Origin of the sequence: Vreelandella malpeensis (assembly GCF_020622355.1) — a bacterium.
GTDB classification, from domain to species: domain Bacteria; phylum Pseudomonadota; class Gammaproteobacteria; order Pseudomonadales; family Halomonadaceae; genus Vreelandella; species Vreelandella malpeensis.
In genome coordinates, this window is record NZ_WHVL01000001.1 from 179,670 (window position 1) to 194,292 (window position 14,623).

Annotated in this window: 11 protein-coding genes; 2 read left to right on the forward strand and 9 right to left on the reverse strand. The window is 60.6% G+C overall.

Annotated elements, in window-relative coordinates; all coding sequences use genetic code 11:
- Window positions 1-5: 5 nt before the first annotated feature.
- The 3 genes from GEV37_RS00820 to GEV37_RS17055 are packed head-to-tail and all read right to left on the reverse strand — an operon-like array spanning window position 6 to window position 2,567.
- Window positions 6-1,010, reverse strand: a complete 1,005-nt coding sequence (locus tag GEV37_RS00820; RefSeq protein WP_227388271.1) for a DUF2806 domain-containing protein — start codon at window positions 1,008-1,010, stop codon at window positions 6-8.
- 40 nt (window positions 1,011-1,050) lie between these two features.
- A complete protein-coding gene (locus GEV37_RS00825; protein WP_227388272.1) occupies window positions 1,051-2,241 on the reverse strand; it encodes a BRCT domain-containing protein in 1,191 nt (396 codons plus the stop codon).
- On the reverse strand, window positions 2,220-2,567 hold the full coding sequence (locus GEV37_RS17055) for a S24 family peptidase (protein WP_386110878.1): 348 nt from the start codon (window positions 2,565-2,567) through the stop codon (window positions 2,220-2,222). Before GEV37_RS17055 ends, GEV37_RS00825 begins: the two co-directional genes overlap by 22 nt.
- A 343-nt stretch (window positions 2,568-2,910) precedes the next feature.
- On the opposite strand from GEV37_RS17055, the gene dusA reads away from it, so the two are divergent.
- Window positions 2,911-3,924 carry a tRNA dihydrouridine(20/20a) synthase DusA gene (dusA, locus tag GEV37_RS00835; RefSeq protein WP_227388274.1) on the forward strand — a complete coding sequence of 338 codons (1,014 nt, stop codon included), beginning with the start codon at window positions 2,911-2,913 and terminating at the stop codon, window positions 3,922-3,924.
- Between the two features lie 47 nt (window positions 3,925-3,971).
- On the opposite strand, the gene GEV37_RS00840 is transcribed toward dusA, so the two are convergent.
- Both GEV37_RS00840 and GEV37_RS00845 read right to left on the reverse strand, forming a co-directional pair.
- A complete protein-coding gene (locus tag GEV37_RS00840) occupies window positions 3,972-5,444 on the reverse strand; it encodes a catalase (protein WP_227388275.1) in 1,473 nt (490 codons plus the stop codon).
- A gap of 241 nt (window positions 5,445-5,685) precedes the next feature.
- Entirely contained in the window at window positions 5,686-6,717 is a 1,032-nt protein-coding gene (locus tag GEV37_RS00845) for a succinylglutamate desuccinylase/aspartoacylase family protein (RefSeq protein ID WP_227388276.1), read from the reverse strand.
- A 152-nt stretch (window positions 6,718-6,869) separates the two neighbouring features.
- On the opposite strand from GEV37_RS00845, the gene GEV37_RS00850 reads away from it, so the two are divergent.
- Window positions 6,870-7,481, forward strand: a complete 612-nt coding sequence (locus tag GEV37_RS00850; RefSeq protein WP_227388277.1) for a TetR family transcriptional regulator — start codon at window positions 6,870-6,872, stop codon at window positions 7,479-7,481.
- 61 nt (window positions 7,482-7,542) lie between these two features.
- Here GEV37_RS00850 and GEV37_RS00855 read toward each other — a convergent pair whose 3' ends face one another.
- From GEV37_RS00855 to GEV37_RS00870, 4 genes are all read right to left on the reverse strand, one after another.
- Window positions 7,543-8,217 carry a hypothetical protein gene (locus GEV37_RS00855; protein WP_227388278.1) on the reverse strand — a complete coding sequence of 225 codons (675 nt, stop codon included), beginning with the start codon at window positions 8,215-8,217 and terminating at the stop codon, window positions 7,543-7,545.
- Between the two features lie 204 nt (window positions 8,218-8,421).
- On the reverse strand, window positions 8,422-11,607 hold the full coding sequence (locus GEV37_RS00860) for an efflux RND transporter permease subunit (RefSeq protein ID WP_227388279.1): 3,186 nt from the start codon (window positions 11,605-11,607) through the stop codon (window positions 8,422-8,424).
- Window positions 11,607-12,905, reverse strand: coding sequence for an efflux RND transporter periplasmic adaptor subunit (locus GEV37_RS00865; protein WP_227388280.1), 1,299 nt, complete (start codon window positions 12,903-12,905; stop codon window positions 11,607-11,609). The genes GEV37_RS00860 and GEV37_RS00865 overlap by 1 nt, the downstream gene beginning before the upstream one ends.
- Before the next feature lie 70 nt (window positions 12,906-12,975).
- Window positions 12,976-14,586 carry a TolC family outer membrane protein gene (locus tag GEV37_RS00870; protein WP_227388281.1) on the reverse strand — a complete coding sequence of 537 codons (1,611 nt, stop codon included), beginning with the start codon at window positions 14,584-14,586 and terminating at the stop codon, window positions 12,976-12,978.
- Between the last annotated feature and the right edge of the window lie 37 nt (window positions 14,587-14,623).

The window sequence follows — 14,623 nt, forward strand, 5'->3', positions numbered from 1 at the left end:
AAAGCTTACCAATTCTCGATATAAATAATATTGGCTTGGTCACTAACACCAAACTCTTCTATAAGCTTAGCCTTAATTTTTTTATGCTTGTTATTAATTTCGAATGTTCTCATAAAGTCTAACAAGTGTTTATAATCTGTTTCTTTATTTTGGATCAAACTGAATATGTCATTTCCTATTTTTGTAAGAGCGGTATAAGATATAGAGAATCTCTCTACATCTTCATCAAACTCTATACCAGTTAATACTCTACCTTTGTTATTGAAAAAAATTCTATCTCCTTTCTTTAGATCTAAAAAATTAATTGCAAGGCTCTGAACTAAACCTATCTGTTCTAGCAAGTTATAATCTGCAAACCCGAGCCCGTCGTAAACTTCTCCCCAAGCATCATTAGTAGCAATAAGTACTTTGTCACTGTTGAATACAGTCTTACGGACAACCTTACTAAAAAGCTCAGCCTCTTGAATTGTCATAGTTTTTAAGACTTCAAGTGTTCTCAGCGAAAATCCATCAGGAGACCTCATTTCTCCAGCCAAGACTTTACCCCATAATCTGTGCATATAATCACTGCTAACATTTTCAATTATAGAGAAGTAGAGCGATAGCCAGTCCTCATCAATATCTTTCTCAGGTATAGAAGTGTCATCACTTAGTTCTTCTGCTGCATGAGACAAAACCGACTCAGTATTTACTTGCTTTTGAACAGATCTAGAAAACTCAGTAGAGCTAGCCCTCTGCATTAGTTCAGTATACTCTTTTGCCTGATGAGCATCTAAACCAGTCTCTTTAGCTATTAACTCTATATCTTCGCTTGAAAATTTAACACCACCTAAATCTTTACCATGCTTTTTTAATGCTTCACTAACAATATCAAGTTGCTTTGCAAAAGCTTTAGCTTTTTTAACTCTAAAAAAAGACTCAGTGGATTTTCCTAAACCTGCGGAAGTCACCTCAATAAGCCTAGTAAGAGGTTGACTTAGCCCAGTAAGATCTTTTATCTCTAAACCCATACCAGCTCCTCCACGATTGAACTTGAAATTATAAGCATTGTTAAAGCTTGACCTCTCCAGTAGCCACCAGCCACAAGAACTTCTCTTTATCGATCACACTGCACCCCGGCTTGTTTTCCGCATCACTCAACTTGGCTGCGCTGCGGCGCGGGCCTGCAACAAAGTAATCGAGGTTCCTGGTCACTGACTTACGAACGACGAAACCATGTGCTGTTGCGGTTTTCTCAAGCTCGGCCCGGGTCTTGGCATCGAATCCAGAAAAGGTAATCTCGGGATCGCCTTCACGCATCAAATCCGACGCTACGCTACGTTGGGTCTTTCTACCTTCAGTGGCATAAAGCAGCCCTTCGCCTTCCAGAAACGTAACGACGCGATCCAGCTTGAAAGTACGAATCGCGTTTCGCTCAAGGCAGATGCCTCGTATGGTTCCAGAGGCGAGCTTGAAATTGATCAGCTCACGGGTGCTTTCCTTTCCATTGGCATCGCGGTAGATGAAACGCAATCCGCCCGTTTCTCGGGGCGGCGGTGCTTCCATCTCGTCCACTTCTTCATCAGCATCCCAGAGGTTATCCGGGTAGTGAGTCAGCAAGTGATCGCGCAGTTGATCAACAGGTAGCTCAATCTCATCAAGTGGAAGTCGAACGGGTCCTTGCATATTGCGGAGCGCAAATTCACGTTCGGGAGCGTCGAAAGGATCGTCTTCAAGCGTCCCGGCAAGATGCGAATCGCATACTTTTGCTATATGAACGCCAAAAGGTTCGGCTTCACCTGGGTATTCAATCTCAATGAGGGGCGTTGCAACGCGATGCCATGAGCCCACCGGAGCTTGAACGCGTTCTGGCTCTGGCTCTGGCTCTGGCTCTGGCTCTGGCTCTACAGCATGATGCTGCTCAGACGGCTGCTTTAACAGTATGTAAGGTGTGCCCGACACCGTAGTGGGGGCGTTTCGTTTCACAGTCCGCCAGGAAAGAACTAACGGTACAGCTAGAAGTGCGAAGAAAATCAAACCGGCGATCATGCCAGCCAGACCGACAGGCTCACCTTCCGCATCAGGCGCCCCGATTAGCGAGCCAAAAAACATGGCGCCGCCAATCAAGGCGAGGGGCGATAAGAGCATGGCGCACAAGTGGCGCAGCCACCATGACCTTCCGTTCCGCTTCATTGAACGAGTGAGTAACCACCAAAACGCTATGCAGATCAAAGCGCCTGCTAAAGCTGCAAGTTCCCCCATTTCCCTGCCCCTTTTAATCGTTTATTACACCACCCGCCCAATGCGAATCTCACACCCCCCAGAATTTTCAGATGCCCCATATCCTGCGGCTTGATCATCTCCGGCTGGTACAGCTCGTTATCACTGATTAAATACAGCGCCCCTCTGGCTAACCGCTGCACCCGCTTGATCCGTCGCTCCCCACTCGCCAACAGTAAGAACACCCGTTCCTGCTTCGGATCGCGGCTCGCCCGGTTCATCAACCAGGATGCCAGCCGCCAAGCCTCTATACCTATCCAAGTTGCGGTACGCCCCCCATACTCGTCAACTCGCCGCAAAAAAGACATTAACGCTAGGAAGCCTCGCTACTGTTAAGTGAGCTTAACCCACCAGAGCCATCATCACTATCGCAATGGTGCCCATTTTTGATCTCAATTGTCTCGCTCAAACAAACGTAGGTGGCTGGAGGCTACCCCCGAGCTTTCCTCTCACCTTTCGTGTCTCTTGCGCTGTGAGCGCTCACCATTCTTCCGTACAATACCGCCAATCCCATTGTTCGTGCATGAAACGATCCGCCATCAACCGGCCTTCAGGCGAGCCAAGGCTCGTCGCTACTAGCTATGCGTTGCGGTCGTTTCAAACATTTTCACATTATAGCTATATGTTTATACAGCTAAAGAACCGATTTCCATGACCGATTTAACGAACGAAAACGCCGCCGACCGGGGCCGCCGCTTCTCGGTGGCGCCCATGATGGACTGGACAACCCGCGACTACCGCGCGTTCGCCCGTACGCTCACCAAGCGCACCCTGCTCTACACCGAGATGGTCACCACCGGTGCCATCCTGCACGGCTCGCCCCGTGAGCGCTTTCTGGGTTACAACGAGGTGGAGCATCCCATCGCCTTGCAGCTAGGTGGCAGCGACGCGGGGGAGCTTGCCGAGTGCGCGGCGATCGCTCAGGAGTGGGGCTATGACGAGGTGAACCTGAACGTGGGTTGCCCCAGCGACCGGGTGCAGAACAACCTGATTGGCGCTTGCCTGATGGGCCATCCGGAGAAAGTGGCGGCGGCGGTGAAGGCGATGCAGGAGGTGGTGTCGATTCCGGTGACGGTGAAGTGTCGGATCGGTATCGATGATCAGAACGAGGACGAGGATTTGGCCCGCTTCATCGACCTGGTAGCGGAGGCCGGCTGCACCACCTTCACCGTGCATGCGCGCAAGGCATGGCTCAAGGGACTATCCCCGAAGGAGAACCGGGACATTCCGCCGCTGAACTACCCGCGCGTGCATCGCTTGAAGGCGGCCAACCCGGCACTGCACATCGGCATCAACGGCGGCATCAAGACCCTCGAGGAGTGTCAGGCACAGCTTGCGCACGTGGATAGCGTGATGGTCGGGCGCGAGGCGTACCAGAACCCGTGGCTGCTCGCCGGAGTGGACCAGACGATCTTCGGCGAACCCGGTCCGGCGGCCAGCCGGCTGGAAGCCGCTCAGGCCTTTCGACCCTATATCCAGACGCGACTCGACGAGGGTGCCAAGCTCAATCACATCACCCGCCACCTGCTGGGGCTGTTCCAAGGCTGCCCGGGCGGGCGACGTTTTCGGCGCCACCTCTCGGAACACGCCCACAAGGAGGGCGCGGGGCTGCGCTTGTATGACGAGGCACTAAGCCTCGTTCGCGAGCCCGAACACGAGGCATGAAAAAACCCGCCGCGCAGTGCGCGGCGGGTTCGTTAGTGGGTGAGCGATTACTTGCCGGCTTTCTGGCGGTTTTCCATCACACCCTTCTCGACGCGCTCGCCGATGGTCTGATCGACGTTCTTCCAGTACTCGAACACTCGTGACAGCACCGGTTCCTCCACCCCGCCGGAGACGTGACCGACGATGTTGCTGACCAGCCGGTCGCGGGCGGCCTCGTCCATCACCTTGTTGACCAGATCGTTGGCCTGGTTGAAGTCGCCGTCGTCCGGGCGCAGCGTGTAGGCGGTGCGCACGAACTCACCGTCGGCCTGCCATACCGCATCTTCCGGGAAGCGCTGCGGGTCGGCGTGGGCACCGCCCTTGCTGTTGGGCGCGTAGACCGGGTCGGACGTGTTGGTCATGCGCATCCGGCCGCCCTTGGCGTAGCTGTGGAACGGGCACTTGGGCTGGTTGACCGGAATCTGCTGGTAATTGACCCCTAGGCGCGCGCGGTGCGCATCGGCGTAGGAGATGGTACGCGCCAGCAACATCTTGTCCGGCGAGAAGCCGGTGCCCGGTACCGAGTTGTTCGGCTGGAACGCCGCCTGCTCGATTTCGGTGTGGAAATCCGTCGGGTTGCGATCGAGGGTCATCTTGCCCACTTCCTGCAGCGGGTAATCGCCGTGCGGCCACACCTTGGTCAAGTCGAACGGGTTGATGCGGTAGGTCTTGGCGTCCTCGAAGGGCATGATCTGAACGTGCAAGGTCCAGGTCGGATGATCGCCGCGCTTGATGGCATCGAACAGATCGCGGCGGTGATAGTCGGCATCAGACCCCGCCATTTCGTCCGCCTGTTCCTGGGTCATGCACTTGATGCCCTGATCGGTCTTGAAATGGTACTTCACCCAGAAGCGCTCGCCGGCATCGTTGACCCACATGTAGGTGTGGCTCGAGTAGCCGTTCATGTGGCGCCAGGAGGCGGGCACGCCACGGTCGCCCATCAGCCAGGTCACCTGGTGGGCAGACTCCGGCGACAGCGTCCAGAAGTCCCACTGCATGTCGTGGTCGCGCAGGCCGTTGTCGGCGCGGCGCTTTTGCGAGTGGATGAAGTGCTGGAACTTGAGCGGGTCGCGCACGAAGAACACGGGGGTGTTGTTACCCACCATGTCGAAGTTGCCTTCCTCGGTGTAGAACTTCAGCGCGAAGCCGCGCGGGTCGCGCCAGGTATCGGGGCTTCCCGACTCGCCGGCCACCGTGGAGAAACGAGCGAGCATCTCGGTCTTCTTGCCCTGCTGCAGGAACTTCGCCTTGGTGTAACGGCTGACGTCGTGAGTCACCTCGAAGTGGCCGAAGGCGCCACCGCCCTTGGCGTGGGGCTGACGATCCGGAATCATTTCCCGGTTGAAGGCCGCCATCTGCTCCATCAGGTAGTGATCGTGCAGCACGATCGGGCCATCGGGGCCGACGGAGAGCGAATGTTCGTCGCTGGCTACCGGTATTCCTGCATCCGTGGTCGTAAAAGTGGATTTACCGTTCGTCATACCCTTCCTCCATGTCACGATCCGAGGCCTCTTCGGGGCCACTTTCATTTCGGCTCTATCTCGAGCCATTCATTCACTTGGTTAGCGTGCGTGCCCAACAGTTATAGTCAATGCATGGGTATCATGCCACGCTGGAGGCCCCCTTCTCAGCTATGGGTTTCATAGCGTAAGGCCATCGATTAAGGGTCTTGCAGGCAATCACGACTATCGATCATGAAAACAAGCCTGCGCCAGGCCCGGTTCAGAACATCGGGTCCGGCGCCGGGTCGAGGCTTGACTGGAAACTCTCGATGGCGGTCTCGGCCTCCTCGATCTCATCAAAGCGCGCGATGTGGTAAAGCGCCTCGCCCTCGTTGGCCAACGGCAGGCGGCTCATGCCGATGACGATGCCGTCCGCCATGGCCCTTATGTCGCCTTCGTCGTTGCCGAAGGGGTCGGCTACCTTGCCCAGCACCTCGCCCTTGGCGACCCGCGCACCCAGGCGCACCATCGGGCGCAGGATGCCGTCGATCGGCGCCCGCGCCCAGCTCGAGCCGTTGGCCAGCTCCGCCGGGGCCGGCAGGCGGCGGCGCTGCTCGCCGGACAGCATGCCCAGGCGGCGCATCACGCGCAGGATGCCGCGCACCCCCGGCGCGATCGCCCACTCATCGAAGCGCAGCGCCTCGCCAGCCTCGTAGGTAAGGACCGGAATGCCGCGATTCTGCGCGTAGTGGCGCAGGCTCCCCTCGCGCAGCTCGGCATTGAGGATCACCGGCGCGCCGAAGGCGTCCGCCATGCGCGCGGTTTCGCTGCCGGGCTCGAGCTGGGCACGGATCTGCGGCAGGTTGGTGCGATGAATGGCACCGGTGTGCAGGTCGATGATATGGGTGGCGTGGTCGACGATCTCCTCACGCAGGAGCGCCGCGATACGTCCACCGAGCGACCCGTTGTCGCTGCCCGGAAAGCAGCGATTGAGATCGCGCCGATCCGGCAGGTAGCGGGTATGCTGGAGAAAGCCGAACACGTTGACCACGGGTACGGCGATCAGCGTACCGCGCAGGCTGTTGATCGAGCGCGAGCGCAGAAGGCGCCGCACGATCTCCACACCGTTGATCTCGTCGCCGTGGATGCCGCCGCATACCAGCATTACCGGACCGGGCTTGCGCCCGTGTACCACTTCGATGGAAATGTGCAGCGGGGTATGGGTATAAAGGCGCGCCACCGGTACGTCGATCTGCTGGCGCTGGCCGGGCTGTAACGTGTGACCGGCAATGTGAAATGGGATGTTGGCCATGGCAAGTCCTGTCGGCGGACGAAAAACGACGCAAGGCGCACGTTTGTTGATCCAAGTGATGATATCCGTCCATTAACCATACAGTTTTGAATGTAAAAGAACGGTGTTTCAGCTAAAATGCCCTCTTTACGGTGAACGAGCAAGGTTGCGTTATGGCAAGAAAAACCAAGGCAGAAGCGGCGGCAACGCGCGAAGCGTTGCTCGACGCGGCTGAAGAGGTCTTTTTCGACAAAGGCGTGGCCCGCACATCCCTCGAGCAGGTCGCCCGGCACGCCGGCGTGACCCGCGGGGCGATCTACTGGCACTTCAAGAACAAGGGCGACCTGTTCATGGCGCTGGTCGAGCGCGTGAGGATGCCCTTCCAGTCGCTGGTCGACGAGGTCAAGAACCTCGACCCCGACGTCTCCCCGATGGATGCCATGCGCCTTGCAAGTCTTGCCGGCTTGAAACGTTTGGAGCAGCCCTCCCACCGGCGCATCCTGGCAATTCTCATTCATCGCTGTGAGTTCTTCAGCGACATCAATCCGCTCGAGATGCAAAACGAGATCGGCGAGGAGTGCTTCGGGGAGATGGCGAACGTCTTTAAATTGGCCAAGGAGCAAGGTCAGTTGCGCGAGGATCTGTCGCCGGAGGTCGCCGCGCGGCTGATGCAGTCGGCCATGGGCGGGCTCTTCCACGACTGGCTGCGCGCCCCCGAGGCGTATTCGGTCCGCGAGCGCGGCACCACGCTGATCGACACCCTGATCACGCTGATGCGCCGCTGAGCGCATCACTCTAGCCCTTACGAAAAGCCTGCACTCACGCAGGCTTTTCTCTTTAGAGCGCTCAGCCGAAATGGGCCGTTTCCTGGTGTTTGTGGCGAAGGCGCAGCTTGCCAAGCCACTGCCGGGTATCCAGATAGGTGCGCTCCTCCACGCTGCGATAGGCGCCCTCCTCTTTCAGGTACTTCACAAGCACCCGTCGCTCACCGGGCGTGAACTCGTTTTCCTCCTTGCCGTGAAGCATTACCTCGCAACCGTGGCTCGTGATCAGCCGCGCCCTGGCGTATTCCGCTCCTTCCGGCGTCGTCACCTCGACGACCACGCCCAGAAGGCTGCGCCGCTTGAAGGGCGCGAAGCGATAAAGCCCCCTGGAAAGCGCCTGACACAGACTGGCGGCAAACGGCGAGGCAATGGCCAGCGACCCCCATAGAACCAGTACACCCAGCGGCACGCGCAGCATGCCAAGCTCCAGCCAGCGCAGCACGAAGAGCTCGAGTGCCAGGGACAGCCCCCCGGCCAGCAGCATCAGCAGGGTCAGCGCGAGGCTGGCGGGCACCCCGATGAAGCCGAGTGACACCAGCGTGCTGGCCAGGTGATCGTCACGCAGACTGTCGTGCTCGAACAGCTCGAGCGGAGCGAGGCGCAACAGCACCAGAAGCCAGTAGAGGGCCAGCAGGCCTAGCACGAAGGTGAAGACGATGGTGGGATACAGTAAGGCGGCCGACAGGATCGGTTGCATGGCGTGTTCTCCTCCAGGTGGATTGCCTGGTGCGTTCTGGCCAGCTGTTATGGTATTGGATGCGGGCAGAACTCCTACTCACCAGTCTAGGCCAAACTATCCTTTCGTGCTCGCAGGTGTGTTAACCACGATCAAGCGCCCACGAAAAAGCGGGCCCCGAAGGGCCCGCCAGAAAGTGCATCGGAGAGTGCATGCTGTTTGAAATCAGCTCGGATCGTGCTCCAGACGCCGACCCCGGTCGCGATGGTCGCCCTTCGTCTTGCGCCGCATCCAGTCGGCCGTGGCGGCGATCATGGCGTAGAATGTCGGCACGAAGAGACTGCCCAGAATCGCGACCGACGCCATGCCCATGGCCACCGTGGTGCCGATGTGGTGGCTGCTCACGTCGCTTGCGCCGGTGGCCAGCGCCAGCGGCAGCGTACCGAAGATGAAGGCGAGCGAGGTCATGACGATCGGCCGGAAGCGAAGCTCCGCGGCGGTGATCGCTGCCTCGCGAATGCTCTTGCCCTCCTCCTTGCGCTGCAGCTCGGCGAACTCGACGATCAGGATCGCGTTCTTCGCCGCCAGGCCCACCACCACCAGCATGCCGATCTGCACGTAGACACTGGTGTCGAGCCCGCGCAACACGATACCGCCGATGCCGCCCAGGAACGCGAAGGGCGTGGCGGTGAGTACCGCCAGCGGCAGTGCCCAGCTCTCGTACTGCGCCGCCAGGATCAGGAACACCATCAGGATACCGAAGATGATCGCCAGCATGGCCGTGTTGCCCAGATTGGCCTCCTGGTAGGCGGTACCGGTCCAGCCCATGCCCCAGTTGGGGCCCAGGGTGTCCATGACCACCTCGTCCATCGCCGCGATGGCCTGGGCAGAGCTGGCCCCTTCCGCCGGATTGCCCTGGAACTGGGCGCCGGTGTACACGCCGAAGCGCGACACCACCGAGGGACCGACCTGGCGCTCGAGGGTGACAAACTCGGAGAGCGGGATACGCTCGCCGCTGCCGCCGCGCACGTAAACGTTGTTGATGTCGTCCGGCGTCTTGCGGAACTCGTCCTCGTTTTGCAGGTACACCTGGAAGTTGCGGTTCTGGTAGCTGAAGAAGTTGACGAAGCCATTACCGAAGGTGTTGGAGAGCGCCGAGTTGATGTTTTCCAGCGCTACGCCGTAGCTCAACGCCTTCTGCTGGTCGATCTCGGCGCGGTAGGAGGGCACGTTGACGTTGAACGTCGAGAACACCTGGGAGAGCGCCGGATGCTGGTTCGCCGCCCCCATGACCTGCAGCGAAGCTTCATACAGCTCGCGCGGCGAGGCGCCGTCGAAGGACTGCAGGTAGCCGGTGAAGCCGCCGGTAGTGGAGAGCCCCATGATCGGCGGTACGTTGAAGGCCATGGCCGAACCGCCGTCGATGCTCGCCCCCAGTTGCATGATCTGGCCAACCAGACCGTTGGCGGTCAGATCGCGCTCGTCCCAGGGCAGCATGTTGACGAAGATGATGCCGCGGGCGGTGTTCACCGCGCTTGCCAGGATGTCGTACCCCGCCACTGCCGAAGAGTACTGCACCCCCGGAATATCCTCGATCGCCGCGCTGAGTTTCTCCATGTAGGTCTGAGTACGGTCGAGCGAAGCGGCGTCCGGCAACGATACGCTGACCAGCACGATACCCTGGTCGGTTTCCGGCACCAGCGTTGAGGGCGTGGTGACGAACAGCCAGTAGGAGCCCACCCCGACCGCCACGGTCAGCGCCAGCGCCAGGAGCCAGAAGCGCACCAGTTTCTTGACCACCCACATGTAGGCCGCGGTGATGCCGGCGAACATGCGATCAAACAGACGCAGGGGCGTGGTGATCGCGCGCTTGAAGCGCGACGGACGCTCGTGGTGCAGGTCGTGCTTGATGAAGATCGCCGAGAGCGCCGGCGTGAAGGTCAACGCCATCAGCGCCGAGAGCGCTACCGAGATCGCCACGGTGATGGCGAACTGCTGGTAGATCTGCCCGGTGAAGCCGCCCAGAAACGCCACGGGCACGAACACCGCCGCCATGATCAGTGAGGTAGCGATGACCGGCCCGCCCACTTCGCGCATGGCGCGGATGGTGGCGTCGCGTACGCTGATCTCGTCGTCCTCGCTGAGCACGCGCTCGACGTTCTCGACCACCAGGATCGCGTCGTCCACCACGATCCCGATCGACAGCACCAGCGCGAACAGCGTCAACAGGTTGATCGAGAAGTCGAACAGGTAGAACCCGGCGAAGGTGCCGATGACCGAGACTGGCACTACCGACATGGCGATCACCGTGAAGCGCCAGTTCTGCAGGAAGATGAACAGGATCACGATGACGATCAGAAACGCTTCGATGAAGGTGTGGAACACCGTCTCGACCGAGGCATCGATGAACAACGTCGTATCGTAGGGCGTGACGTACTCGAGCCCCGGCGGGAAACGGCTGGCCAGATCCTCCATGGTGGTGCGTACCGCTTCGGCGGTGGAGAGCGCGTTGGCACCGGGCTGCTGGTTGATGATGATCGGCGTCATGGTGGCGCCGTTCAAGCGCGCATCGACGCCGTAGAAGGAGGCGCCGAGCTCGATGCGCGCCACGTCCTCGAGGCGCAGCGACGAGCCGTCCGGGTTGGTACGCAGGTAGATGTTGCGGAAATCGTCCGGATCGGACAATCGCCCACCCGCCGTGATGGTATAGGTATAGGCGCGCGGCTCGCTCTGGGGCGACGAAGCGAGGTTACCTGCCGGTACTTCGGTGTTCTGGGTGCGGATGGCATTGGCCACTTCGCTGGGCGTCAGGTCGTACTGGGCCAGCTTGTCCGGGTCCATCCAGATACGCATGGCGAACTCGCCGCCACCGAGCACCTCGGCGTTGCCCACCCCCGGCACCTGGCGAAGCTCGTCCAGGATATTGAGGGTGGCGTAGTTCTGCATGTAGACGTTGTTGTAGTCACCGCTTGGCGAGGTCAACGCCACCAGCATCAGGATCGAGTCCGAGCGAAGCTCGACCTGCACGCCTTGGGACTGCACCTGCTCGGGAAGCTGCGACAGCGCCCCCTGCACGCGGTTGTTGACGTTGATGGTGTTGATATCGCCATCGGTGCCGATGTTGAAGGCAACACTCAGGCTCATGATGCCGTTGTCGGCGCTGTTCGAGGTCATGTAGAGCATGTCCTCGACGCCGTTGATCGCCTCCGCCAGCGGGGCGGCCACCGTCTGGGCCACGGTTTCGGCATCGGCGCCGGGGAACTGCGCCTGCACCGAGACCGTCGGCGGCACCACGCTTGGATACTGCTCGATCGGCAGTATCCGCATGGCCATCGCCCCGACCAGCGTCAGGATGATCGCCAGTACCGTGGCGAAGATCGGACGGCTGATGAAGAAGTTGGAGAAATTCATTATTGCGCGCCCTCGTCTCCTTCACCGGCCGGCATACCGCCGCCCGCGCCGCCCGCGCCGCCCGCCTCGGAGGCTGCCTCGGCTTGCTCGCGCTGCTCTTCGGCTTCGGCCTGCTCGACGTCCTCGACTATATTCTCGGCATCCCCGTCGAAGGGCTGCGGGTCGATGGTCATGCCCGGCTCGATACCGGCAGGGTCACCCACGATCACCCGATCGCCCTCTTCGAGGCCATCGAGAATGATCTGCCAGGGGCCAGCCACGTCACCCAGCTGCACGGTGCGCTCGCGTGCCTTGTTGTCCTCGTCGAGAACGTACACGCGCGGACCCATCAGCCCCTGGGTAGCGGCGATTTCGGGTACGGCAATCACGTTGAAGCGCTTGAGGCCGTCCAGGCGTACACGTACGAACTGGCCCGGCAGCACGGCGGCGTCCGGGTTGTCGAAAGTGGCGGAGGCCTGCACGGTGCTGGTGCCGCTATCCACGCGAGACCCCAGGAACTGCAGTTCGCCTTCGAGTTCGGCACCTTCGCTGCCAGCCAGTCCCGGCACGCTAAGTCGCGCGACGATGGGAGCATCATTGCCGCTGTCGTTGAGCTGGCGACGCAGTTCGAAGGCGTCACGCTGGGGCAGCTGGAAGCGCACTTCCAGCGGATCGAGCGGGGTGATGGTGGCAAGCTCGGTGCCGGAGGTCACGAGGTTCCCCAGGTTGACCTGGCTCAGACTGATCATGCCGGCGACCGGCGCTGCGACGCTGGAGTAGTCGAGATCCAGGTTGGCGCTGCGCAGCGCCGCTTCTGCCTGGGTCACGCTGGCCTGGGCCACGCGCTGCTCGGCGACCGCCTGATCGTACTGCTGGCGACTGACCGAATTCTGGCTGAGAAGCTGCTCGAAGCGCTGGGCATCGCGCTGGGTACGGGCCGCCTCGGCGCGGGCGCTTTGCAAGTCCGCCTCGCGCTGGCTCACCGTCGCCTGGTAGCGGTCGGGTTCGATGGTATAGAGCTCGTCGCCCTGCTCGACCATCTGCCCGGGCTGGAAGTGACGCTCTTCGAGATAGCCATCCACCCGCGCCACGATCACCACTTCGCTGTCGCTGCGCAGAAGCGATGGATAGGCCTTGTTGATCGGCAGATCCTGGCGCCGTACTTCGGCAACCTGAACCTCGTGCGGCGGCTGCTCCTGCTGCCCCTGCGCCTGTCCCTGCGGCGTCTGGGTTTCGTCGTCCCCCGAGCACGCCGACAGCGCCAGTGCGGCCATGAGCGTCACCAGACTCGCTCGCGTTGAGTGAATCATCTTCTTCATGCGTCGACTTCCCATTCGTTCTCTATTTTTTTGACCGATAGCGACACGGCGCCGATAAGGCGCCGAAGTCTCAATAACCGCCTGGCTGGCCAAGGCCCAGGCCGCCACCCGCGCCGCCGGGGTAGGCGCTGTCACCGCCGGGCGCGTAGGCGTCCGGCTGACGCCGAGCGGGGGCGTAATCGTCCGAGGAGTAGCTGCTGGCCGGTGCCGACTCGCGGGTGGGCGGGGCGCCGATGTCCAGCGCCCGCCGGTAATCATCGCGACCGCCGCTCTCGGGCAGGGTGAAGTTGACCGCTTCCCCGGTGAGCCAGGCGTTGACCTCCTCGAGGGCGGCCACGTCAAGAAGCCCCGACTGCTGGCGCAGCGACAGCAGGTTGATCACGTAGTCGTAGCGCGACTCGGCGTAGCTTGCGATGGCGTTGTACAGATTCTGCTCGGCGTTGAGCACATCGACGATGTTGCGCGTACCTACCTCGTAGCCGGCTTGGGTCGCTTCCAGAGCGCTGCGGGTCGAGACGATCGCCTGCTGGCGCGCCTCGACGGTCTCGACGTTGTTGCTGACCTGAGTGTAGAGCGAGCGCACCTGCTGGATGGTGGTACGCCGCTGGGACTCGAAGTCGTACTGGCTGCTTTCGAGCTGGAAGGTGTTCTGGCGAATGGTCGCGCTGGTGCTGCCGCCGGTATACAGCGGCACGTTGGCGGAAAGCCCGACCTGACTCGAGGAGTCATGGCCGCTGGTATAGTCGATATCGGTTTCGGCGTACTGGTAGTTGGCGAAGGCCGATAGCGTCGGCAGCCGCCCGGCGCGGGCGATCTCGACCGCGGCGCGGGAGACCTCGATGCCCGCGCGCTGGGCCAGCACCTGCGGATTGCGCTCAAGCGCCTGATCGACCCAGTAATCACGTTCGCTGGGCGTCGGCAGGCCGATCGGCATGTCGCCGAGCGATTCGATGTTGGCGTAGCGGCGACCGGTCAGTTGCTCCAGCGCCTCGAAGGCCACCTGAAGGTTGCTCTCGGCGGTGATGCGCTCGGCGCGAGACTGATCGAAGCTCGACCGCGCCTCCTCCACTTCGGTGATCGCGATCAGCCCTACTTCAAACTGCTCGCTCGACTGCTCGAGCTGGCGGCCGATCGCCCGCTCCTGGGCGCGGCGGGCTTCGAGCACCTCAAACGCACGCAGGATGTCGAAGTAGGCCGATACCACGTCGATCAATAGCTGCTGCTCGGTGGCCGCCAGGATATAGACCTGCTGGTCGATCTGGCGCTCGGCCTGATCGACCCGACGGCTGGTCGCTGCGTTGAACAGCGCCTGGGTGGCCTCCAGCGACAGCGAAGCGCTATTGAAGCTGTCTTCCCGTGAAGAGCCGCCCACGACCGCTCCCTCGCCCTGAGGCGGCGTTGCTCCTGTCGCGACCGCCGACTGGCTTTCGTACTGGCGGTTGTGCGTCACGTTGCCCGAAGCGTTGATCTGGGGCAGAAGCTCGCCACCCACTACGTCACGCGCAGCCTCGACACCGGAAAACTGCGACCGGGCGGAAGCGAGTTCGGCGTTGTTGTTGAGCGCATCGCGGGTGATGGTGATCAGATCCGCCGCCTGAGCGGGAAGCGCGATGGAACTTGCCAGTACGGCCAGGAATAAGGGACGAAGCGGGGCATTGACTGCCCAGTGTGCCAGTCGCATGGGATTGCCTCTAGGTGTCAACGTGGGGTGCAGCACT